20 protein-coding genes and 2 tRNA genes are annotated in these 22,593 nt (G+C 73.2%); 8 read left to right on the forward strand and 14 right to left on the reverse strand.

The annotated features are described in order from the left end of the window. Positions 1–160 precede the first annotated feature (160 nt). On the forward strand, positions 161–1,420 hold the full coding sequence (locus tag BLW57_RS24405) for a M6 family metalloprotease domain-containing protein (RefSeq protein ID WP_093477428.1): 1,260 nt from the start codon (positions 161–163) through the stop codon (positions 1,418–1,420). 60 nt (positions 1,421–1,480) lie between these two features. On the opposite strand, the gene BLW57_RS24410 is transcribed toward BLW57_RS24405, so the two are convergent. From BLW57_RS24410 to BLW57_RS24440, 7 genes are all read right to left on the reverse strand, one after another. Then, positions 1,481–1,554 (reverse strand) — tRNA-Lys (locus tag BLW57_RS24410). After that, positions 1,545–2,114 (reverse strand): bifunctional DNA primase/polymerase, encoded by a 570-nt coding sequence (locus BLW57_RS24415; protein ID WP_093477429.1) that lies wholly within the window; start codon positions 2,112–2,114, stop codon positions 1,545–1,547. Before BLW57_RS24415 ends, BLW57_RS24410 begins: the two co-directional genes overlap by 10 nt. Before the next feature lie 132 nt (positions 2,115–2,246). Next, entirely contained in the window at positions 2,247–2,615 is a 369-nt protein-coding gene (locus BLW57_RS24420) for a hypothetical protein (RefSeq protein WP_093477430.1), read from the reverse strand. A 172-nt stretch (positions 2,616–2,787) separates the two neighbouring features. Continuing rightward, positions 2,788–4,125 (reverse strand): AAA domain-containing protein, encoded by a 1,338-nt coding sequence (locus BLW57_RS24425; RefSeq protein WP_093477431.1) that lies wholly within the window; start codon positions 4,123–4,125, stop codon positions 2,788–2,790. Further along, on the reverse strand, positions 4,122–5,711 hold the full coding sequence (locus BLW57_RS24430; protein WP_093477432.1) for a hypothetical protein: 1,590 nt from the start codon (positions 5,709–5,711) through the stop codon (positions 4,122–4,124). The genes BLW57_RS24425 and BLW57_RS24430 overlap by 4 nt, the downstream gene beginning before the upstream one ends. Next, positions 5,702–6,925 carry a hypothetical protein gene (locus BLW57_RS24435; protein ID WP_371127810.1) on the reverse strand — a complete coding sequence of 408 codons (1,224 nt, stop codon included), beginning with the start codon at positions 6,923–6,925 and terminating at the stop codon, positions 5,702–5,704. Before BLW57_RS24435 ends, BLW57_RS24430 begins: the two co-directional genes overlap by 10 nt. After that, a complete protein-coding gene (locus BLW57_RS24440) occupies positions 6,822–7,766 on the reverse strand; it encodes a phosphatase PAP2 family protein (protein ID WP_093477435.1) in 945 nt (314 codons plus the stop codon). The genes BLW57_RS24435 and BLW57_RS24440 overlap by 104 nt, the downstream gene beginning before the upstream one ends. Positions 7,767–8,005: 239 nt before the next feature. Between BLW57_RS24440 and BLW57_RS24445 the strand changes: the two genes are divergently transcribed. Further along, positions 8,006–8,602 carry a histidine phosphatase family protein gene (locus tag BLW57_RS24445; RefSeq protein ID WP_093477436.1) on the forward strand — a complete coding sequence of 199 codons (597 nt, stop codon included), beginning with the start codon at positions 8,006–8,008 and terminating at the stop codon, positions 8,600–8,602. A 36-nt stretch (positions 8,603–8,638) separates the two neighbouring features. On the opposite strand, the gene BLW57_RS24450 is transcribed toward BLW57_RS24445, so the two are convergent. Continuing rightward, positions 8,639–10,162, reverse strand: a complete 1,524-nt coding sequence (locus tag BLW57_RS24450) for an NsdA family TPR-like regulatory protein (protein WP_093477437.1) — start codon at positions 10,160–10,162, stop codon at positions 8,639–8,641. Between the two features lie 266 nt (positions 10,163–10,428). Between BLW57_RS24450 and BLW57_RS24455 the strand changes: the two genes are divergently transcribed. Both BLW57_RS24455 and BLW57_RS24460 read left to right on the forward strand, forming a co-directional pair. Continuing rightward, complete coding sequence (locus tag BLW57_RS24455) at positions 10,429–10,842, forward strand: hypothetical protein (protein ID WP_176985703.1); 414 nt, start codon at positions 10,429–10,431, stop codon at positions 10,840–10,842. Positions 10,843–10,876: 34 nt separating this feature from the next. Then, positions 10,877–11,746 carry a spermidine synthase gene (locus BLW57_RS24460; RefSeq protein ID WP_093477438.1) on the forward strand — a complete coding sequence of 290 codons (870 nt, stop codon included), beginning with the start codon at positions 10,877–10,879 and terminating at the stop codon, positions 11,744–11,746. Between the two features lie 13 nt (positions 11,747–11,759). On the opposite strand, the gene BLW57_RS24465 is transcribed toward BLW57_RS24460, so the two are convergent. After that, the gene (locus tag BLW57_RS24465) at positions 11,760–12,269 is read right to left on the reverse strand and encodes a hypothetical protein (RefSeq protein WP_093480858.1); all 510 of its coding nucleotides are present in this window, start codon (positions 12,267–12,269) and stop codon (positions 11,760–11,762) included. A gap of 98 nt (positions 12,270–12,367) precedes the next feature. Here BLW57_RS24465 and BLW57_RS24470 point away from each other — a divergent pair, with 98 nt between their 5' ends. The 3 genes from BLW57_RS24470 to BLW57_RS24480 all read left to right on the forward strand — a co-directional run bounded on the left by BLW57_RS24470 (position 12,368) and on the right by BLW57_RS24480 (position 16,071). Then, on the forward strand, positions 12,368–13,087 hold the full coding sequence (locus BLW57_RS24470; protein WP_093477439.1) for a response regulator transcription factor: 720 nt from the start codon (positions 12,368–12,370) through the stop codon (positions 13,085–13,087). Next, positions 13,084–14,487 carry a sensor histidine kinase gene (locus BLW57_RS24475; protein WP_093477440.1) on the forward strand — a complete coding sequence of 468 codons (1,404 nt, stop codon included), beginning with the start codon at positions 13,084–13,086 and terminating at the stop codon, positions 14,485–14,487. The genes BLW57_RS24470 and BLW57_RS24475 overlap by 4 nt, the downstream gene beginning before the upstream one ends. 111 nt (positions 14,488–14,598) lie before the next feature. Further along, positions 14,599–16,071 (forward strand): glycoside hydrolase family 18 protein, encoded by a 1,473-nt coding sequence (locus BLW57_RS24480; RefSeq protein WP_093477441.1) that lies wholly within the window; start codon positions 14,599–14,601, stop codon positions 16,069–16,071. 60 nt (positions 16,072–16,131) lie between these two features. On the opposite strand, the gene BLW57_RS24485 is transcribed toward BLW57_RS24480, so the two are convergent. From BLW57_RS24485 to BLW57_RS24500, 4 genes are all read right to left on the reverse strand, one after another. Next, positions 16,132–17,562, reverse strand: coding sequence for a GH1 family beta-glucosidase (locus tag BLW57_RS24485; protein WP_093477442.1), 1,431 nt, complete (start codon positions 17,560–17,562; stop codon positions 16,132–16,134). Positions 17,563–17,678: 116 nt separating this feature from the next. Then, the gene (locus BLW57_RS24490; RefSeq protein WP_093477443.1) at positions 17,679–18,569 is read right to left on the reverse strand and encodes a carbohydrate ABC transporter permease; all 891 of its coding nucleotides are present in this window, start codon (positions 18,567–18,569) and stop codon (positions 17,679–17,681) included. Beyond that, positions 18,566–19,591, reverse strand: coding sequence for a carbohydrate ABC transporter permease (locus tag BLW57_RS24495; RefSeq protein WP_093477444.1), 1,026 nt, complete (start codon positions 19,589–19,591; stop codon positions 18,566–18,568). Before BLW57_RS24495 ends, BLW57_RS24490 begins: the two co-directional genes overlap by 4 nt. Continuing rightward, positions 19,588–20,919 carry an ABC transporter substrate-binding protein gene (locus BLW57_RS24500; RefSeq protein ID WP_093477445.1) on the reverse strand — a complete coding sequence of 444 codons (1,332 nt, stop codon included), beginning with the start codon at positions 20,917–20,919 and terminating at the stop codon, positions 19,588–19,590. The genes BLW57_RS24495 and BLW57_RS24500 overlap by 4 nt, the downstream gene beginning before the upstream one ends. A 334-nt stretch (positions 20,920–21,253) precedes the next feature. Here BLW57_RS24500 and BLW57_RS24505 point away from each other — a divergent pair, with 334 nt between their 5' ends. Beyond that, entirely contained in the window at positions 21,254–22,309 is a 1,056-nt protein-coding gene (locus BLW57_RS24505) for a LacI family DNA-binding transcriptional regulator (RefSeq protein WP_093477446.1), read from the forward strand. Between the two features lie 146 nt (positions 22,310–22,455). Here the strand turns inward: BLW57_RS24505 and BLW57_RS24510 are convergent. Continuing rightward, positions 22,456–22,528: transfer RNA gene (locus BLW57_RS24510), tRNA-His, on the reverse strand. Positions 22,529–22,593 lie beyond the last annotated feature (65 nt).

Here is a 22,593-nt window from a genome sequence, read left to right on the forward strand (position 1 = left end):
ACCAGTTGTGACGTTCCGTGAGTGTTTCGGGGGTGTCGAGCGCCGGAGCGCGCCGGGGCGCGGGCGGGGCGCACTCACCCTTCTGGTGCAGACAAACAGGGCATGGCGTGGCGAATCCCAGCAATCTGGGTGCGGGTCCCGAGAGTCGCATCCGGAGGTCATGTCCGTGCCCATGCTGCGCAGCACCGCCGCCGTGTGCACCACGCTGTCGGCGCTCGCCGCGACCTCGATCCTCACCGGCCCGTCGGTCGCCGAGCCCTTCTCGACGGCACCCTGCGCCCTGGAGCGCAGCGCGGCCCACCACTCGGAGGGCGTGGACACCTGGAACCCGGTCTACACCCGCCCGACCGGCGCGCTCGACGCCGTGATGGTCTTCCTGTCCTTCCCGGACGCCACTCCGCGCACCACCCCGGCCGAGCTGACGTCCGACCACTTCCCGGCCACCAGCCGCTTCTACGAGCAGGCCTCCTACGGCAGGTTCACGCTGCACCCGCACCCGCTGAAGCACTGGCTGCGCATGCCGCGCCCGTCGACGGCGTACGCCATAAGGCGGGACTGGAGCGCCGAGGACCGGGCCGCCTACCTGCGGGACGCCTTCGCCGCGGCGGACAAGGAGGTCGACTTCTCGCGGTACCCGGTGGTGTACTTCGTCGCCGATCCGGACGCGCCCGGGGTGGACTCGGACGCCACCAAGGTCGTGAACCTCGATACGCCCATCCAGGTGGACGGCACGGACGTCCGCCGGGTCGTCACCGTGTTCGAGAAGCATCCGCCGGACCGACTGGTTCTCGCCCATGAGACCGGCCATGTCTTCGACCTGCCCGACCTCTACCACCGCCCCGTCGACGGCAAGGGCGACTGGGACACCTATGTGGGTGACTGGGACCTGATGGGCAGCCAGTTCGGACTGTCACCGGATGTGTTCGCCTGGCACAAGTGGAAGCTCGGCTGGCTCGACCCCCGGCAGGTGGCGTGCGTCCGCGGTGCCGCTCCGACCCGTCTCACGCTGGAACCCCTGGCCGCGGGGCCGGGCGTCCCGGTGCAGGGCGCGGGCGGCGCGCCCGCCTTCGGCCTCGGCAACGGGGTGAAGCTGGCCGTCGTGCGCACCGGGCCGGACAGTGCCCTGGCCTTCGAGGCGCGCGGGGCGGCCGGGAACGACCACGCCTCCTGCCGGCAGGGCGTCCTCGTCTACCGGGTCCACAGCGGTGCCGAGTCCGGTGGCGGCCCGGTCGAGGTCGTCGACGCCCATCCGCGCACCGAGGCCTGCTGGGAGAACTCGGTCTACCCTCCACTGGCCGACGCCCCGGTGGCGCTGGGGGAGAGCTTCACCGTGCCCGGGGAGGGCGTGAAGGTGGAGGTGGAGGACCGGACGGCGTCGGGCGCCTGGACGGTCAAGATCACACCGGCGGTACGGGACTGAAAAACAACGATGGCGAGCCGTCATCGCATTTCTGCGATCACGGCTCGCCATCGCCCAACGTGCGCCGCCAGGGACTCGAACCCCGGACCCGCTGATTAAGAGTCAGCTGCTCTAACCAACTGAGCTAGCGGCGCCTGCTGACGTCGTAGACCTTAGCATCCTGATCGGCGGGAGGAAAAATCGATATCCGTACGGCGGCCCGGGCGGCCCGTACGGCCGCCCACAGGGCGATCTCGGGGCCGGGCAGCCACGGATGCCGGGTGTCGGGGGCGACCAGCCAGCGGGCGCTCCCGGAGGCGTCGCCCGTGGTCAGGGGCGGTACGGTCACCGCGTCCCCGGGGCCGTGGCACAGCAGGGGCGGCACCGCGTCCGCCCGGGTGGAGCCCCACTCCTCCCAGGCCAGCAGGGAGGGCAGCCGCTGGGCGGTGCCGGGGGCGGTGAACAGCAGCACGCGGCCCCGGAACGCGGCGACGGGGCCCGAACCCGGCCCCTCGTCCCACAGCCGGTCCAGCATGCGGCGGCCGAAGACCGCGGGTGCGCTCACCACGTCGAAGGCCGTGCCGCAGGGCAGGACGACCGGGGCGTCCGGGCGCTCCTCCCACAGGGCCAGGGTGCTGCGGGGGTACGTGCTCGCCGAGGCCATCCAGGCGATGCCGTCGCCGGTGGCACGCGTGACGTTCGGTGTGCTGCTCATGGCAAACAGGTGTACCGGCCGTGACCGCGCGGATTCCCTGGGTTGCCGAAAATCGGGACACAGGGAGCGGCGGGGGAGTATCTTGCCGCCCGGCATATGCCAGGCGGGAGCCCCACAGGCACCAACCGGGGGCTACACGGGGTCCGGGGACGTCCGTCCCTCGCTGTCGCCCCGCATCAGGTCCCGGCCGAACTCGACCATCTTCTTCGCGTAGTCCTCGGTCCACTCGGCCCGCTCGGCGATGTCCGCCGCGGTCAGCCGGTCGAACCGGCGCGGGTCGGCCAGCTGGGCCGCCGCGATCGCCTGGAACTCCACGGCCCGGTCGGCCGCCGCGCGGAACGCCTGGGTCAGCTCCGTCGCCCGCGACAGCAGCGCCCGCGGGTCGTCGATCGACTCCAGGTCGAAGAAGTGCTCGGCGTCTCCGGCCGCCTCCGCGGGCTCGAAGAGCAGGGGCGCGGGGCGTAGCCGCGGTTCGTTGCGACGCGGCGTGGGCTCCGCCATGTCTCGTCTCCTCCTCGTACGGTTCGCTGGGCGCCGCCTTCAGGTGGGCCACCGTCCATTGTCCCGCGCCCGCGCAAGGGCACCTACTGCCCCTCCCGCTCACCACGCGTCACCACGGCCGGATCCCCCGACGCTCGGCCGAACGGGTGAGCCGGGGCGCTCGGGGTGTCCGTCAGGGGTGCCGGGTGACGCGGTGTTCTGTGAGGTGGGCCAGGACCGCGTGGTTCGCCTCCCAGCCGTCCGGGAACTTCACCAGGGTGCCCAGCTGGACGGGTTCCGTGGACGGGTAGTCGTCCAGGAGGTCTTCCACGCCGGCCCGGCAGACCACGATGCAGGCGTGCCGGTGCCGGGACGCCAGGACGCACAGGCGGCCGGTCTCCAGGTGGAACGCGGTCGCGTCGGGGCGGCCGGAGAGCGGGTGCAGGACCACGGTGACGTCGTACTCACGGCCCTGGAGACGGTTCGCGGTGTCCACCGTCACGTCCCGCACGCCGAGGTCGGCCAGCGCCGCGCGGACCGCCGCCGCCTGGTCGCGGTGGGCCGTGCCGACGGCGATCCGGTCGGCGGTGAGGGGGGCGGGGTCCGGTGAGCGCTCCGAGACCGCCGCGCCGCCCCGGTCCAGCAGCCGCCGTACGACCAGCGCCACCGCGCGCACCGCCTCCGGGTCCGTGCGCGGGGTGTGCCGGGCGGGCAGCTCCAGCAGGCCCCAGCCGCACTCCGCCGCCTCGTCGATCACCCGGTCCGGGCCGGAGCCGTCGGAGGGCACCGCGAAGGCCAGCCGGCGGTCGCCGTGGCCGGTGCCGCTGCGGAACGGGGTGTACGGGTAGAACGCGGCGGAGACCAGGGGGGCCGCCGACGCCGGGAGCCGCCAGGACACCGGGAGGCGGTGCTGGGGAAGCTCCGGGTTGTGCGCCAGCAGGGTGGTGACCGCCGAGGCCGACGGGTCGTACGACAGGCCCGCCCACTGCTCGCTGCCGACGATCGCGAACGGGTCCAGCTGGCCCGGGTCGCCCACGAACAGCGCCCGTTCGAACAGGCCCGCCACGGCGAGCAGGGAGTCGGAGCGCATCTGGTACGCCTCGTCCACGATGGCGTGCCGCCAGGGCTCGTCCACCTTGACGTGCGCCCACTTCGCGGCCGTGGAGAGCACCACCGGCAGGCCGTTCAGGTCGGCCGCCTTCGCCGACGGGCGGACGTTCGGCAGGTCGTCCAGCGCCTTGTCGTACGGGTCGCTGTCACTGCTGTGCAGGCGGCCCACGGGCAGGTCCGGACTCTTCTCGGCGAGCCGCAGGACCAGATCGTCCACCTGGGCGTTCGTCTGGGCCACCACCATCAACGAGCGGCCGGCCCCGGCCAGTTCGAGGGCCGCGCGGACCACCAGGGTGGACTTGCCGGCGCCGGGCGGGGAGTCGACCACCACGCCCCGCTCCGTGCCGTGCAGCGTGTCGTGCAGGATCGCGTCGGTGGCGCGGGCGGCCGCGGCTCCGGGATCGAAGTCGACGGTCGTCACAGCACGTCCTCCTCGGTCACGGTGTCGGGGGCCTCCGCCGCGGGCTCGCCGGGCGGGCCGCCGTGCGTCCACGGCGTCTCCTCGGGGTCCGGCAGCTTCGCCCCGCCGCGCTGCTCGTGCTCGAAGAGGGTGAAACAGACCAGGTCGCCCTTCTCCGGCACCGAGCCGGGCTCGGGCTCCTTGCCGCGGCCCATCTTGTCCACGATCCGCAGCACCAGCACACCGTCGGCCTCGGCGCCGGCGAACTCCGCCGACTGCGGCCTGCCGCCCAGCGAGCGGTACACCTTCGCCCGCTCGGCGAGATGCGGCCGGTCGTCCGTGCGGACCGTCACCAGCGGGCGCGGGCTCGGCCGCCTGCCCTCGCTGTACGTCATGACGACGTCGGTCACCTCGCCCGCGAAGGCCTCACCGGCCAGCCGCCGCCCGGCCATCACCAGCGGATCGTCCAGCGCCTCCTGTGCCTCCAGGCGGCCCTGCTCCCGCTCGCGCGTGGCCAGCTTGTTCGCCGCCGTCACGGCGTCGTCCCGGCGCGGCTGCGGCGGCTCGCCGGCCACCACCCGGTCCCGGTGGCCGGTGAACGACCAGCGGTCCCGGGTCCACCGCTCCTCGACGTGCGCGCCCGCCGGCAGCTCCCGCAGCAGGTCCAGGCCCCGCCACACCGCGTCCCAGGTGGGCCGCGTACGGCTCTCGACCAGGTCGCGGACGTCCCGCTCGGCGGCGGTGAGCGCGGCGAGCCGGTCGTCGGCCTCCAGGGGGTCCTCGGCGGCGGCGAGGGCGCCGCGTGCGCGGTCGTAGCGCGTGATCGCCGGGGCCAGCAGCTTGTTGTCGAACGCCGGGTCGGTGGCCGGACCGGCCGGCGGGCACAGCAGCTGCCCGTCCCGGTCACGCTCCAGCTCGGCCCGCCCGGCGGCCTCGGCGCCGGTCAGGCCGTCCGGCGGGGCGATCCAGGCGAGCAGCGCGCCCAGGTGCTGGTCCTCCAGCCCGGACTGGCCGGTGGCCCAGTGCCGGGACAGCACCTCGGTGAGGGCCAGCAGCAGCGAGGAGCCGGGCACCCGGGACCGCTCGCCGAAGTGGGTCAGCCACCGGCCGAGCAGCGGCACCCGCGGCGGCGCCGGATGGGGCGCCTCCGGGTCCTGCTCGGCCGTGCGGCGGAACCGCATGGAGCGGCCGAGCAGCCGTACGTAGTCCAGGCCGGCGCGGCTCGGCACGATCAGCTGGGGCGCGTCCGAGCACAGCTCGACCTCGACCTTGACCCGCTTGCCGGTCTCCGGGTCGGTCTCGGTGCGCTCGGCCGCCTCCACCGACCCGGCGTAGGAGTCGACGTACGGCAGGACGACGTCGGCCAGTGCGGCGAGGAACGCGAAGCGCAGGTCGCGGTCGCGGGGCTGGGGCACGGCCAGCAGGCGGGGCGCGTCCCGGTCGGTGCCCACCAGCGCGCCGAGCGGTGCGCCCGCCTCACCGGCGGTGGTGAGCGGCACGAACACCAGCGGGCGGTCGGACAGATGCCGGTGGCGGACGGTCGCGTCGGGCTGCGCGCGGCCGGAGCCGACCGCCTCGAGCCGGGCGAGGGTGGTGATCAGCGACACGCGGGCACCTCCACGGGGGCGTCCGCATGCGGGCGGGGGGCGGCCGGGCCGGCCGCCCGGAGGGCTTCGGCGCGCAGTTCCGCCGCGCGGCGCAGGGCCGCCACCGCGGGGTCGTCGGGGTCGCCGCTCTCGCCGCGGGCGGCGGCCAGGACGTCCTCGACCGTGCTGAGCCCGCCCAGTTCGGCGCGCAGGGGCCTGCCGAGGCGGGTGACCGCGCCGGCCGCGCGGGAGCGTTCCCGGCAGTGGAAGGCCAGTTCGCAGGCTGACAGGCACTCGGGCGCGTACGTCGCCGGTACCGCCTCCACGGCGGCGGTCAGTTCCTCGGCCGGCCGGTCGGGCGCGAAGCACGTGCCCTCGGGCAGGGAGTCGGCGATCTCCTCGATCCGGGTGAGCCGGGCGAGCTGGCGTGCGGTGACCGCGCGCTGCCTGCGCACGTCCACGGCGCGGCCCGCGGGCAGGTTGGAGAAGTCCTTGGGGCACACCAGCAGCACCCGGTGGTGGACGCGCGGGGGAGGATCGAGCCGGGCGGCCACGTCCTCCAGCGCGAGCACGTACACCGCCGACTGCCGGGCGGCCGCGCCCACCTTCGCCGGGTCCGCCGAACCGTCCACCATCGGGAAGGACTTGATCTCCACCACGGACCAGCTGCCGTCCGGGTGCACCACCACGGCGTCCGGCTCCAGGAAGGCGAGCGAACCCGCCACGTCCAGCGCCAGCATCGGGTGGTCGAGCAGCGTCCAGCCGCCCGCGCGCGTGGCCTCGCGCAGCGCCAGGGCCGTACGGGCCGTACGCCCCTCGGGGCCCTGCGCGGTCAGGTCGGGTACGGCGGCCGCCTCGGGCCGGTCGGCGTCCGGGTCCAGGCGGGCGTGCGCGAGCCGCAGCAGCTCCGCACCGCCGTCCGCCTTCACCTTCGCCTCGAACGCGTTGCCCCGGGTCAGCGCGAACTGCGACTGCCCGAATCCGGACGGCGCGCCCAGCGCGCCCGCCAGCCGCGCCTTGTCCACCCCGGCGCCGTCCAGGATCGCCCGCCTGCGGCACCCGGGGTTGGCGGCGAGCGCCGCGAGGGCGCGCGCGTCCAGGGCCTTGGCCGGTACGTCGGGACCGCGCAGCTCAGCGAGCCGGTGCCGGAGCGCCTTCTCCCGCGTCCGCGGGGGAGGTGTCCGGTTCGCCTCCGGCGTCGAGCTGCGACTCGCGCTGCCGTGGAATTCGCTCACCCGCGGAAGTCTGGCATCCGGCACTGACAATCGGGGAACCCGTGCCGTCCGTGACCGGTGCGGTGCGCGGGGACAGCCGGGCCCGGAGTGCGTCCGCGACCCGTGTCACGTGCGGTGCCAGCAGCAGGCCGGCACCCATCACGGCGACGCCCGCGACCGCGTCCAGGAAGTAGTGGTTGGCGGTGCCCATGACGACGATCGCGGTCAGCAGCGGGTAGGCCACGCCGAGAACCTTCGTGAGGCGGGTGCCGCCGTGACGCCACAGCATCACGCCGCACCACAGCGCCCAGCCGCAGTGCAGGCTGGGCATGGCCGCGTACTGGTTGGTCATGCCGCCCAGGCCGCGCGGCGCGCTGGCCTCGCCGCCCCACCAGCCGTACGAGCTGTACTGGGCCATGGTGTCGACGAAGCCGTGGCCGGCCGAGAGCAGGCGGGGCGGGCAGGTCGGCAGCAGCGTGAAGCCGATCAGACCGATGAACGTGGACGTCATCAGCCAGGTGCGGGCCGCCCGGTAGTACCGGGCACGGGACCGGAACAGCCAGACGAGGATCGCGGGCGTCACCAGGTAGTGCAGCGAGGCGTACCAGAAGTCGGCGGGTACTCCGAGCCACGGCTCCCGGGTGAACAGCCGGTTCAGCGGGTGCTCGGCGTTCAGGTGCAGCGTCTTCTCGATGCGCAGGATCGACAGGCCGTGGTCGACGGCTCCCGAGACGTCACCGCGCGCGAGGAGGCGGCCGGCCGAGTAGCAGCCGTAGACGAGCAGGATCAGCGGCAGCTCGGTCCACCAGCGCGACCGGGCAGGCTGGCCCACCTCGGTGCCCGGTGTCTCGGTGCGCGCCATCCGATCGCCCTCCCCCTCCTGCTGTACGGACCGCCCCCGGCGAGGCGACCGTGCCACTTTACGGTGTCCCGTCGCCGCCCCTCAGGCCGACCGGGTCTCGCCCGTGCGGGCGCTCGGTCCAGGAAGACGCCGGGATCGCCCGCCGGGTTGCCCGGCCCGCGGTTGAGCGATGATGGAGGGACCCCGTCCTCGTGTTTCCGCGGCGTCCGTCCGGCGTCCGCCTCCCGGAAAGGTCTCCCATGGCACCGCGCATCCTGCTGGCCCGGCACGGACAGACGGCGTGGTCGCTGTCCGGCAAGCACACCGGCAGGACGGACGTGCCGCTCCTGGAGGAGGGCCGGCGCGGGGCCAAGCTGCTCGGCGAGCGGCTGCACCGCGCTCCGCTGGACGGGCTCGCGGAGGCGGAGGCGCGCACCAGCCCGCTGTCCCGCGCGCGGGAGACGTGCGAACTGGCCGGCTTCGGCGACCGTGCCACCGCGTGGGACACGCTCATGGAGTGGGACTACGGCGCCTACGAGGGCATGACCCCGGCCGAGATCCAGGCCGTGCGGCCGGGATGGCTGATCTGGCGCGACGGTGTCCCCGAGGGGGAGAGCATCGCGGAGGTCACCGCGCGGGCCGACGAGGTCGTGGCGTGGGCGAGGTCCGCCGACCGGGACGTGCTCGTGTTCGCCCACGGGCACATCCTGCGGTCCATCGGTGCGCGGTGGCTGGGGCTGCCGCTGGAGTTCGCGGCCCGCATCCGCCTGAACCCGACCTCGCTGTCCGTGCTCGGCTGGGCCTACGGCGAACCGGCGATCGAGAGCTGGAACGACCTGGGTCACCTGATGCCCTGATCCGGCGGCTTCCGTTTGCCCCCGGCCCCGGGGGGACTACGCCTTCCCGGTCCTCGGCATGGAGGCGTGCCGGTCCAGGAACTCCGACACCCCCGAGGCCCGCCGGTGCGGCAGCAGGACCCGCGCCGTGCCGGCCAGCATCGTCTGGATGCGGGAGGACTGGACCTGGTCCAGCAGTGTCAGGACGCGCAGACCCGCCTGGGCCGCCTCGTCGGGACGGCCCTCGCGCGCGAGGTCGTCGGCCAGTTCGGCGGTGTAGAGCGCGATGTTGCGGGTGAAGTGCGGATCCTGGAGATGGGCCGCCCTGCGCGCGTGCCGGGACGCACGGCGCCAGTCGCCCAGCGTGGACCAGCACTGCGCTTCGAGGCCCTCCAGCTCGGCCTCGCCGTAGAAGCTCATCCACTCGGGGTCGGCGTCCGAGCGGCCCCGCGCGAACAGGGTCTGCGCGCGGACCAGCGCCTGTTCGCAGCCGGTGCGGTCGGCGAGCCCCGCCCAGCCGCCCGCCTCGCGCAGGGAGAGCAGCGACATCAGGCGGGGCGAGCCGAGGGGGCGGGCGGCACGCTGGGCGGCCTGCGCGGCGCGGACCGCCTCCCGGGGCCGGCCGGCGTCCCGGGCCAGGAACGCGGTGTTGCAGAAGGCGTGCGCCTCCAGCGCCGCGTCCCCGGTCATCCGGGCGGTGGCCAGGGCCTCCGCGTAGTGCGAGCGCGCGTCGTCGAAGCGGCCGGAGTCGTGGGCCAGCCAGCCCACGGAGATGGCGAGTTCGCCGGCGCCCGAGTGCAGCCGGTCGGCGGTGGTCTGCCGGGTCGCACCGGCGTCGAGCAGCGCGAAGGCCGCGCGCAGCGGAGCCGCGGCGCGCCGGTACAGGCCGTCGGCGCCGTGCCGGTCGTCCAGCAGGCGGATGCGGCGGACGGCCTCCTCCAGGGCGGTCGCCTCGGTGCTGCCGGGCCGGCGCGACGGCCGGGCCGCGGCCACCGCGTCCGTGGTGAGCCGCAGCGGGCCCAGCGTGGCGGCGGCCACCGTGGCGCCTCCGCCGGTCATGAATGCGCGACGCAGCACGTCGCTCTCCTCGTGGTTCAGGTGGTCTTTCGCGTGCGGGTCGTACGGGTCCTGCGGGTCGAACGGTCCGGGCGGCCCGTACGGGTCCTGCGTGTCATACGGCTCGACCGCCCCCGGCGCCTCAAGGGCACCGCCCGCCGGGGGGAAGCCCGGGGTCCCACCGGTGGCGGGTGCCTCCGGTGCCCCGGAGGCGTCCGCCGAGGTGCGGGCCGCGCGTCCGCGGACGGACGAGCGGGGCGCGAAGCCGAGGTCGGTGAGCGTGCGGCCGGGGAACATGTGCAGGAACACCCGTTCGTACGCGTAGTTGGGGCAGCGGATCTCGCCCGCCTCGACCCGGCCCACGTAGCGCGCGTCACAGCTCACCCGCTCGCCGATCTCGCGCGCGGCGCGCCGTACGAGCGCCGCGAACTCGGCCGGTGAACGCCTGCCGCGTAACTGCCGGAAGGCGAGGTTGGGCCGTAGCGGCCGGTCGGGCTGTGACGAGGTCTCCGTTGACGACGCCATGGCCGGGTCCTCTCGTGCGAACCGTCGAACCATGCCGGAGCCGGGGCGGATTCGGGACGAGTTGTCCGAGTGACGCCCTGGTTCCGGCGGGCATGAACGTACCTGCTGTGAAGGACCCGCCACGCAGTGTTTGGCTACAAACCGGATATCTCACCCACGTTCTGCCATGAAGTGCCATCCTTTGCGGCGCACTTGCGCCGTAGCCGTTGACGGGCTCGCGCGTTGGACTGCACGGACCGCAACAGGGCTGTGTGGTGGAGGCCGGCATGGAGACCAGCCAGAGCAACGAACCTTGTACGCCGCCGTCGTCGGCAGTGGCCGCACCCCCGGGTGACCCGGGATGCGACCTCGTGACGGTGCCGTCCCGCCAGGGTCTGGAGGCGGTCGACATCCTGCGGCGCGGGGCCGCCGACGCGGTGGGACCCGTCCTGCACGACGGCGGCTGCGACACCCTCGGCTTCCTGGTCCCGGCCGGCACCGCGGCCGGCTGGGACGTACCGGGCAGCACCTGCACGGAGACGGACGGCCGCGGGCTGCGGCTGGACCCCGCGCCGCCGGTCGAGGGCTCCCACTGGCTGCTGCCGCCCGGTGACGCCGATCTCGCCACCGACCCGGCCGTGCTGCGCCGGGCCCTCGGCGAGGCGGCCCGGATGATCGAGGCGGCCGACAGCTGCCGGTGAAGCGCCCGCCCGGCCCACCTGCGAGACTGGACGAATGGGCAGGTCCAGGAACCCGCGGCGCAGGTCCGCCACCGTCGAAGCCGTCGTCGAACCGGTCGACGGCGGACTCGCGGAACTCGTGCCCGACCCCGACCGCGGCCGGGCCTGGACCCTGCTGATCGACGGCGCGCCCCAGTCGCACGTCGACCTGAACGACCCCGCGTACCTCTCCTTCGAGTATCAGCGCCGCCTCGGCCACGTCATCGACCTCGCCGCGCCGCCCGGCAAGCCCCTGCACGCCGTGCACCTCGGCGGCGGCGCCCTCACCCTCGCCCGGTACGTCGCCGCCACCCGGCCGCGCTCCACCCAGCAGGTCGTCGAGCGGGACGCGGCGCTGGTCCAACTGGTGCGCCGGGAACTGCCGCTGGATCCGAACGCGCGGATACGGGTGCGGTCCGTGGACGCCCGGGAAGGCCTCGCCAAGGTGCCGGACGGCTGGGCCGACCTGATCATCTCCGACGTCTTCAGCGGCGCCCGGACCCCCGCCCACCTCACCTCCGTCGAATTCCTCGACGAGGTCCTCCGCGCGCTGAAACCCTCCGGCGTCTACGCCGCCAACCTCGCCGACGGCCCCCCGCTCGCCCACCTGCGCGGCCAGATCGCCACCGCCGGCGGCCGGTTCGGCGAACTCGCGCTGATCGCCGACGCCGCCGTACTGCGCGGCAAGCGCTTCGGCAACGCCGTCCTGGTGGCCTCCGGCCTGCCGCTGCCCGTCGCCGAACTCACCCGCCACGCCGCGTCCGACCCCCACCCCGGCCGGGTCGAACACGGCAGGCAGCTCACCGACTTCACCGGCGGCGCGCTCCCGGTGACGGACTCGGCGGCGGTGGCCTCCCCGGCCCCGCCGCCCTCGGTCTTCCGCTGAACGCCCGTCCCGGTCAGTAGGTGCCGACCTCCACCCGCGGCGGGCCGTCGTGCCAGGTGCAGAACACCGACACCCGGTCCGCACCCCGGCTGAACTCCACCCGGATCCACGTCTCCGTCTTCCACAGCTGCATCGACCAGCCCGCCCCCGGGGTCGCCGAGACCAGTGTGGCGCTGGACGGACCCAGCTCGAACACCGCCCTCCCGCCGTCGGTGTCGTAGGCCTTGACCCGACCGGACGACGGGGCGGTGGCGCTGGGGGAGGGACTGTGGGCGACGGGTGTCCGCGACGGCGAGGGAGCCGGTGAGGCCGGCCGGCCGCGCGACGGGGCCGCGGAGGCCGACGGCCCGTTCGACGCCGGTCTCACGTCCCGGGCCTTCGCGTCGGCAGCCAGGACCGGCAGGGCGCGCGGCGGGTCGTAGGCGGTCCCCGCCATCACCGTGTGCACACCCCACCACGACAGCGTGACCGCCGCTCCCGTCGCGAGCAGCCATGCCAGTACGTGTACGAGTCCTCTGCGCATCGCGGCCATACTGCCCCAGGGACACCGCCGTGCGCACATGCCCCGAGTTGTCCACAGGCGCCGGACCCCCGTCCCGCACATGGCGTACGGTGCGGCGCATGGCAAGTGTGCTCGTGGTCGAGGACGACCAGTTCGTACGCTCGGCGCTCATCCGGCATCTCACCGACGCCACGCACACCGTGCGCAGCGTCGGTACGGCACTGGAAGCGCTGCGCGAGGTCGCCCATTTCCGCTTCGACGTGGTCATCCTGGACCTCGGACTGCCCGACCTGGACGGATCCGAGGCCCTGAAGATGCTGCGCGGCATCACCGACGTCCCCGTCATCATCGCCACCGCCCGCGACGACGAGACGGAGGTCGTCCGGCTGCTGAACGCCGGTGCGGACGACTACCTCACCAAGCCCTTCTCCGTCGAGCACCTCTCCGCCCGCATCGCGGCCGTGCTGCGCCGGGCCCGCGCCGGCGGCACGGAGGCTCCGCCCTCCTCCGTCCTCCGCGTCGGCGGACTGACCGTCGACCCGCTGCGCCGGCAGGCCGAACTGGACGGCGTGCGCCTGGATCTGACCCGGCGCGAGTTCGACCTGCTCGCCTTCCTCGCCGGGCGCCCCGGTGTCGTCGTCCCGCGCAAGGAACTCCTCGCCGAGGTCTGGCAGCAGTCCTACGGCGACGACCAGACCATCGACGTCCATCTGTCCTGGCTGCGCCGGAAACTGGGGGAGACGGCTGCGCGGCCCCGCTATCTGCACACCCTGCGCGGGGTCGGCGTGAAGCTGGAGCCCCCGGTGTCGCACGCCGGCGAGGGGGTGCCGCCGCGATGAGATGGGCCCTGGTCAAGGTCTGCCTGGCGGTCACCACCATGGTCGTGGTCGCCTTCGCCGTCCCGCTCGGACTGGTCGTCAGGGAGATGGCCCGCGACCGCGCGTTCTCCAACGCCGAGCGGGAGGCAGCCGCGGTCGCGCCCGCGCTGTCCATCACCACCGACCGGGACAAGCTGGAGCGGGTGGTCGCGTCCGCCGGCGCCGACTCCGGAATGGCCGTGCACCTGCCCGCGAGCGGCGGCCGGGCCGCGATCGACCTCGGCCGGCAGCGCGCCGCCGACCACGACATCGAGGCCGTACGCAGAATGGGCCGCGCCTCCACCGGCACCGTCCCCGGCGGCTCCACCCTGCTCCAGCCGGTGGCGCTCGGCTCGGGCACGATCGCGGTCGTCGAGGTCTACGTCCCCGAGTCCGAGGTGACCAACGGCGTCGGCACGGCCTGGGCGGTGCTCGCCGCCGTCGGACTCGCGCTGATCGTCGGCTCGGTCGCCGTCGCCGACCGGCTCGGTGTGCGCATGGTGGGCCCCGCCCAGCGGCTGGCCGAGGGCGCCCACGAACTGGGCGAGGGCCGGCTGGGCGCCCGGGTACCGGAGGACGGCCCGGCCGAACTGCGCCTGGCCGCGGTCGCCTTCAACTCCATGGCCGACCAGGTGGTGCAGCTCCTCGCCAACGAACGGGAGCTGGCGGCCGACCTCTCCCACCGGCTGCGCACCCCGCTCACCGTGCTCCGCCTTAACGCGGCCTCCCTCGGCGCCGGTCCGGCCGCGGACCAGACCCGGTCCGCCGTCGCCCAGCTGGAGCGCGAGGTGGACACCATCATCCGCACCGCGCGCGAGGCCAAACCGCAGACGGCGGCGGCCGGTCCCGGCGCCGGGTGCGACGCCGCCGAGGTGGTCCGCCAGCGTATGGAGTTCTGGTCCGCGCTCGCCGAGGACGAGGGCCGCAAATGGCGGGTGGCCGGTGTCGACCGCCCGGTGCGCATACCCGTGGCCCGCGCCGACCTCGCCGCCGCGCTGGACGCCCTGCTCGGCAACGTCTTCCGGCACACCGCCGAGGGCACCGCCTTCGCCGTCGACGTGCACAACGGCGACGACGCGGTGATCGTGCTGATCTCCGACGCGGGCCCCGGCATACCCGACCCGGACGCGGCCATGGCCCGCGGCAGCGGCTCCGGCGCGGCGGGCTCGACCGGCCTCGGCCTCGACATCGTCCGCCGGCTCGCCGAGTCCACGGGCGGCGACGTCCGCATCGGCTCCTCGGTCCTGGGCGGCACCGAGGTGCGCATCTGGTTCCAGCTCGACGGCCGGGGGCCGGCCGGGCGGGGGCACCGGGGGTCCGCGCGGAGACGCCGCGCCCGCAGATTGGTCTCGACCTTTAACCGCCCCCGATCGCTTCCTTAAGCGAACCCTAAGGTTGTCAACGGCCGCCCCGATCAAGCGCTTTGTCCGATTCCGGCTCGCTAGCGTGCTGCCGCACCTCACTCCCCGTGAACAGCGAAAGCAGGCACGCGCATGAGCACCCACCGGCGCAGGATCAGTGGCAGGAACAAGGCGATAGGCGGCCTGGTGGCCGCCGCGGTGGTCGGTGGCGGCGCGGTCCTGCTCACCGGCACGGCGAACGCGGCCGGCGTGAACGCCGCGTTCACCAGGACCAGCGAGTGGTCGACGGGCTACACCGGCCAGTACGTCGTCACCAACAACAGCGGTGCGACGGAGAAGACCTGGACGCTGGAGTTCGACCTCCCGGCGGGCGCCACGCTCTCCTCGCTCTGGAACGGCGAGTCGAGCGTCAGCGGCCGGCACGTCACCGTGAAGCCCGCGAAGTGGGACACCGACGGCCTCGCCGTCGGCAAGTCGGTCACCGTCGGCTTCGTGGTCAACGGCAGCGGCGACCCGACCGGCTGCCGTATCGACGACGCCCAGTGCTCCGCGGACGGCAGTGCGACCCCGGAACCCAGCGGCCGGCCCACGCAGAGCCAGTCGCCGACGGCCACGCCGGCCCCCACCAGGTCCGCCACCCCGACGGCGACGGCCACCCCCACCCGGAGCGCGACCCCCACGCCCACGGGGAGCACCGGCAGCGGGACCACCGCCTCCGCCGGCTTCGCCCCCTACGTCGACACCTCCCTCTACCCGGCGTTCGACCTCGTGGCCGCCGCCGACGCGACCGGCGTGAAGAACTACAACCTCGCCTTCGTCACCGACGGCGGCGGCTGCACCCCCAAGTGGGGCGGCGTCACGGAGCTGACCGGCGACGGCGTGGCCGCGCAGATCGGCGCGCTGCGCGCCAAGGGCGGTGACGTCCGGGTCTCCTTCGGCGGTGCCTCCGGCTCCGAGCTCGCCACCACCTGCTCCTCCGCGGACGCGCTGGCGGCGGCGTACGGCAAGGCCGTCGACGCCTTCAAGCTGACCAAGGTCGACTTCGACGTCGAGGGCGGCGCACTGCCCAACACGGCCGCCAACAACCGCCGTGCCCAGGCCATCGCCAAGCTCCAGAAGCAGCACCCGGGCCTGGACGTCTCCTTCACCCTTCCCGTGATGCCCGAGGGCCTCACCCAGGACGGCGTGAACCTCCTCGCCGACGCCAAGTCCAACGGCGTGGAGACCGGCACCGTCAACATCATGGCGATGGACTACGGCCCCGCCTACAGCGGCGACATGGGCACCTACGCCGAGCAGGCGGCGACGGCCACCCAGGCACAGGTCAAGAGCGTCCTCGGGCTGTCCGACTCCGCCGCCTGGAAGACGGTCGCCGTCACCCCGATGATCGGCGTGAACGACGTCTCCTCCGAGGTCTTCACGGTCGACGACGCCACCCAGCTGGCCGGCTTCGCCAAGTCCAAGGGACTCGGCGGGCTCTCCATGTGGTCCGCGACCCGCGACAAGCAGTGCGCCGGCGGCACCAAGCCCACCGCCGACGCCACCTGCAGCTCCGTCACCCAGGACAGGTTCGCCTTCTCCAAGGCGTTCGCCACCATCGGCTGACCCGCACCAACAGGGCGCGGGGGCGCGGCACTCCGGGGGGGTGCCGCGCCCCTCTCCGTGTCAGACCACCGGCTCCACCGGCGGCAGCACGCCCGTCCGCGCCGCCTCGGCGTACCAGCGGGCGCTCGACTTCGGCGTCCGCTCCAGCGTCGCGTAGTCCACGTACACCGCGCCGAACCGCTTGTCGTAGCCGTACGCCCACTCGAAGTTGTCCATCAGGGACCACAGGTAGTAGCCGCGGACGTCCGCGCCGTCGGCGAGGGCGCGGCGCACCTCCGCCAGATGACCGCGCAGGTAGGCGATGCGCTCGGGGTCGTGGACGCTGCCGTCGGGCTCCGGCTTGTCGTCGTAGGCCGCGCCGTTCTCCGTGATGTACAAGGGCAGGCCCGGAGCCTCGCGCGAGTAGCGCATCAGCAGGTCGTACAGGCCCGTCGGGTCGATCGACCAGCCCATCTCGGTGCGGTCGCCCGGCGACTGGTGGAACAGCACGTCGTCGGCGCCCGGCCAGGGGGAGTGGTCGCTGGCGCCGTGGCCGTCCGCCCGCGGACCCCTGACCTCGCCGGGGGCGGCCGACACCAGCGCCGGGGTGTAGTAGTTCAGGCCCAGCGCGTCCACGGGCGCGTGGATGGTGCGGACGTCGCCGTCGAGGACGTACGACCAGTCGGTGAGGGAGGCCGTCGAGGCGAACAGGGTCTCGGGGTAGGCGCCGTGCAGCATCGGTCCGTGGAAGACGCCGTTCGCCAGGTCGTCGATCCGGCGGGCCGCCGCGAGGTCGGCGGGGTCCTGGGAAAGGGGCCGTACGACCGAGGAGTTGAGGCTGACCGCGATCTTGTCGCGGGCCGGGAGCACCGCGCGGAGCGCCGAGACGCCCAGCCCGTGCGCCAGGTTGAGGTGGTGCGCCGCGCGCAGGGAGGCCACCGGGTCGGTGCGGCCGGGGGCGTGCACCCCGGAGCCGTAGCCCAGGAAGGCGCTGCACCAGGGCTCGTTCAGGGTGATCCACTGCTCCACCCGGTCGCCGAGCGCCTCACCGACGAGCTGTGCGTACTCGGCGAACCTGAGCGCGGTGTCCCGCTCCGGCCAGCCGCCCGCGTCCTCCAGCTCCTGCGGCAGGTCCCAGTGGTAGAGGGTGACGGCCGGCTTGATGCCGCGCTCCAGCAGCTCGTCGACCAGTCGGCGGTAGAAGTCCAGGCCCACCTGCACGGCCGGGCCCCGGCCGGTCGGCTGCACCCGGGACCAGGAGACGGAGAAGCGGTACGCGCCGAGGCCCAGCTCCGCCATCAGCGCCACGTCGTCGCGGTAGCGGTGGTAGTGGTCCACAGCGATGTCACCGGTCTCGCCGCCTGCCGTCCTGCCCGGCGTGCGACTGAAGGTGTCCCAGATCGAGGGGGTGCGGCCACCCTCCCGCACCGCGCCCTCGATCTGGTACGCGGAGGTCGCGGCACCCCACAGGAAGGAGGGAGGGAAGGAGACGGGGGAAACGGAGTCAGGCATGGAAGCGCTCCCAGAGGGGGTCGAAGGTGACCGACGAGGTAAGGGGGGAGGAGACGGTGCCCGTGGGCGGGAAGGGGGGCCGGGACTGCGGTGGCCCGGCCCCTGGGGAACGGGCGTCAGCCCTTGATCGCGCCCTGCATGATCCCGCCCACGATCTGCTTGCCGAACAGCAGGAAGGCGATCAGCAGCGGCAGCGTGCCGAGCAGCGCGCCCGCCATGATCACCGCCTGGTCCGGGACATAGCCGGTGCCGAGCGAGTTCAGGGCCACCTGCACGGTCGGGTTCTGCTGGGTGAGGGCGATGATCGGCCAGAGGAAGTCGTTCCAGGCGAACACGAACGTCAGCAGGCCGAGCACCGCCATCGCGGGCCGGGCCGCCGGGAAGACGACGTGCCACACGATCCGCAGACTGCTCGCGCCGTCCACCCGGGCCGCCTCGATCAGCTCCGAGGGCAGCGCCTGCACCAGGTACTGCCGCATGAAGAACGTACCGAAGGCGGTCACCAGGCTCGGCAGGATCACCGTCTGCAGCTGGTTCGACCAGCCCAGGTCCGACATCCACAGGTACAGCGGTACGACGGCCAGCTGCGGCGGGATCATCATGGTGCCGATGGTCAGCAGCAACAGCAGGCCCGAGAACCGGAACCGCAGCTTGGCGAAGGCGAAACCGGCGAGCGTGGAGAACAGCACCGTGCTGACGGTGATCGTGCCCGCCACCAGCACCGAGTTGAACATCGCGGTGCCGAGGCCCGCCTGGTCCCAGGCGGCCTCCATGTTCTTGAACAGGTTGCCGCCGAACCACAGCGGCGGCGGGGTCTCGGCGAGCCGCCGGTCGGTGCGCGAGGCCGCGATCGCCGTCCACACCAGGGGAGCCAGCGACACGAGGGCGAACACCGTCAGCACCACGTACGTCACCGGGCCCGCGTGCAGCTGCTTGCCCGCGCCCGTCGCCCGCCGGCGGCGCTCCTTGGCGGGCGCCTGGGGCAGCGTCAGTTCACTGGTGGTCATTGGGACTTCCTCAGCCGTCGGGTGAGCAGCAGGTTGACCGCGGCGACGATCAGCAGGATCAGGAACATCGACCACGCGATCGCGGACGCCTTGCCGAGGTTGCCGATGATCCAGCCCTGGTCGTACATGTACAGACCGAGCGTCTGGTACTGGTGCTCCGAGCCGCCCTTGGACCCGCTCACCCCGCCGAACAGCAGGACCTCGCCGAAGAGCTGGGTCGCGCCGATGGTGGAGACGACGACCGTGAACAGGATCGTCGGCCGCAGCTGCGGGACGGTGACGTGCCGGAACTGCTGCCAGCGGTTGGCGCCGTCGAGCGCCGCCGACTCGTACAGATCGGCCGGGATCGCCTGCATGGCCGCGAGGTAGATCAGGGCGTTGTAGCCCGTCCACCGCCAGATCACGATCGACGACACCGCGAACTGCGAACCCCAGTCGGACTCACGCCAGTTGACCGGGTCGACGCCGAAGAAGTGCAGGATCCAGTTGATCATGCCGCCGTCCCAGGAGTACAGCAGCGTGAACACCAGGGTCGCCGCGGCCACGGAGGTGGCGTACGGGGTCAGCATCACGACCCGCCACGCGGTGGAGCCGCGCAGCTTGTAGTTCAGCAGGTGCGCCAGCCCGAGCGCGGCCAGCAGCTGCGGAACGGTCGAGATGAGGCCGATGGTGAAGGTGTTCCTCAGGGCGTTCCAGAAGAAGTCCGAGGACAGCAGGTTCTCGTAGTTGTCCAGGCCCGCCCAGGTCTGGTGGTCGAGGGACGACAGCTGCACGTCGTGCAGCGAGTACCAGGCCGTGTAGAGCAGCGGGACCAGGGAGAAGGCCCCGAAGAGAAGGAAGAAGGGGGCGACGAAGGCGTACGGCGACGCCTTCATGTCCCAGCGGTACAGCCGGCTGCGCCAGGAGTCGGCGCCTGCCGGCGTACCGCGACCCTGAGCGCCCCGGGCCGCGCCCGGCGGGGTGCCGGGCGCGGCCTCGGCGCTCGACGCGGGATGCGCGAGAGCCTCTTTGGAGCTGGTCACTGGCCGAGCACGTCCTTGATCTCATTCTTCGCGGCGTCCCAGCCCTGGGCGGGCGTCCTGCCCTTCTGCTCCACCTGGAGGATGCCGACGTCCGTGAGCGCGGTGTTGATCGGCTGGTCCTTGATGCCGAAGTACTGCGTCGGGATCGTCTTCGCCGAGTCGGAGAAGATCTGCGTGATCGGCGCGTCGGAGAAGTACGCGGTGGTGTCCGCGGCCGGCTTCAGGCTGCCGTACGCCGACGGGGTGGAGGGGAAGCTCGCCTGCTTGGCGAAGACCTTCGCCTGCTGCTCCGGGGCGGTCAGCCACTTCGCGAGGGCGATGGCCTCCTTCTGGTGCTTGCCCGCGGTCGGCACCCCGAGGAAGGAGCCGCCCCAGTTGGCCGCGGTGGGCGCCGCCGCCACGTCCCAGTTGCCCTTGCCGGAGTCGCCGGACTTCTGCTCGATGTAGCCCATCATCCAGGCCGGGCAGGCCACGGTCGCGAAGGTGCCGTTGGCGAAGCCCTGGTCCCACGGCTTGTCGAACTGCTTCAGCTTGGCGGACATGTCGCTGGTGGCCACGCTCATCGCGACGTCCCAGGCGGTCTTCACGCCCTCGGACTTGTCCCAGATGACGTTGTCGCCCTTGTCGTAGTACCGCTCACTCCCGCCGCCGAGGGCCGCGTTGTAGACGGAGGACGCGGAGTCCACGAACTTGGTGCCCTTGGGCGCCTTCTTCATGTACTGCTTGCCGAGGTCGACGTACTTGGCCCAGTCGCCCTTCCAGGCGTCGGCGAGCTTGGTGCGGTCGGTCGGCAGGCCGGCCTTCTGGAAGAGGTCCTTGCGGTAGCAGATCGCCATCGGGCCGATGTCGGTGCCGAGCCCGATGAGCTTGCCGTCCTTGGTGGTGGCCTGGGCGTTCTTCCAGTCCAGCCACTGGGACTTGTCGACGTCCTTGCCGAGGTCGGCGAACTTCGCGCCCTGCGTCTGCACGGCCTCGGTGATGTTGCCGACCTCGATGGCCTGGATGTCGTCGGTGCCGGAGCCGGCCTGGAGGCGGGTGAGCACCTTCGGCCAGTAGACGTCGGTACGGGTGGTGACGTTCTCCTTGATGTTGATGTCCTTGTGGAGCTTCATGTACTCGTCGTAGAGGCCGGCCTGCTTGTAGCCGAAGACGCCGAAGGTCCCGACGGTCAGCGTGATCCTGCCGTTGCCGTCGCCGTTTCCACCGCCGTCCGAGTTCGACGAGCCGTCGTCCGAGTCGTTGGCGCAGCCGGCCAGCAGCCCTGTGGCCAGCGCGGCGACGACCGCGAGGGCCCCCAGCCTGCGTGACCCGCGGATGCTCGTGCGCATTGCGTCCTCCTGTTGCCTGACGTGCCGACCCCCCGGCCAACTGCACTGGAATGAGGCCCGTTCGTACTCGCTGCGGCTCGGGCGGGGAACGTGCGGGATGTGTAGGTGTCAGGTACTGTGGGAGCGCTCCCACAAGTGATGTGTTGAAGATTCGCGGGTCCGGGGCGGGGTGTCAAGGGAGGGGACGGGGCCAAGTCCGTTCAGTTATCGGGACGTTAACTGGACCGGCGGCCTCCGGAACAGCGGGGCGGCGGGCGCACACGGGCGGCGACCACGGAGAACGGTGCTGTTACATTCGGCCAGCACGATCGACGCGGCGAGAGAGGCGGAGCCCATGGCAGGCCAGGGAGGGCGGGGCCGGAGCGGTGGGCGGCCCACGCTCGAGGAAGTCGCCGCCCGGGCCGGGGTCGGCCGGGGCACGGTGTCGCGGGTGATCAACGGCTCGCCCCGGGTCAGCGACGCCACCCGGGCCGCGGTCGAGGCCGCGGTCGCCGAACTCGGCTATGTGCCCAACACCGCGGCCCGCGCCCTCGCCGCCAACCGCACCGACGCCATCGCGCTCGTCGTCCCCGAGCCGGAGACCCGGTTCTTCGCGGAGCCGTACTTCTCGGACATGCTGCGCGGTGTCGGTGCCGAACTCTCCGAGACCGAGATGCAGTTGCTGCTGATCTTCGCGGGCAGCGACCGCGAGCGGCAGCGGCTCGCCCAGTACCTCGCGGCCCACCGCGTCGACGGCGTCCTGCTGGTCTCGGTGCACGCCGACGACCCCCTGCCCGATCTCCTCGCCCAACTGGAGATCCCGGCCGTGATCAGCGGCCCGCGCTCGGCCGGCGAGACGCTCACCTCGGTGGACTCCGACAACTACGGCGGCGCCCGCTCGGCGGTGGAGCACCTGCTGTCCCGGGGCCGCCGGCGGATCGCGCACATCACCGGCCGCCTGGACGTCTACGGCGCCCAGCGCCGTGTCGACGGCTACCGCGAGGCGCTGCGCGACGCGGGCCACGAGGTGGACGATCTCCTGGTCGAGCCGGGGGACTTCACCGAGGAGGGCGGCCGCCGGGCGATGTCGGTGCTGCTCGGCCGCCACCCCGACCTGGACGCGGTCTTCGCCGGCTCGGACGTGATGGCGGCCGGCGCCCGCCAGGTGCTGCGCGAGGCGGGCCGCCGCATCCCGGACGACGTGGCCCTGGTCGGTTACGACGACTCGGCCATCGCCCGCCACATGGATCCGCCGCTCACCAGCGTCCGCCAGCCCATAGAGGAGATGGGCCGCGCCATGATCGACCTGCTTCTGGCGGAGATCGCCGACCGCCGCCCGTCCGCCACCCGGGACCTGGAGCGACGGCACACGGTGCTGCCGACGGAGCTGGTGACGCGGGCGTCGTCCTAGGGGGCGCCCCGGAGGTCCGCCCGGATGCCGGGCGTACCCGGCTCCCGGCGCCGGCCGCGCGCCCGAGAGGGGAAGCGCCCACGGGAGGGGAAAACGAATCAGCCGGTGACCCCGTCTTCCGACGGAGTCACCGGCTGATCACACAGGGTGAGTGACGGGACTTGAACCCGCGGCATCCTGGACCACAACCAGGTGCTCTACCAGCTGAGCTACACCCACCATGACCGGCATTTCGAGGAGTGCCCTCCCCGACCGGCTGAGAAGAAGTCTACAGGGTCCGAAGG

It is taken from the genome of Streptomyces sp. 1222.5 (genome assembly GCF_900105245.1).
In the GTDB taxonomy this organism is placed as follows: domain Bacteria; phylum Actinomycetota; class Actinomycetes; order Streptomycetales; family Streptomycetaceae; genus Streptomyces; species Streptomyces albidocamelliae.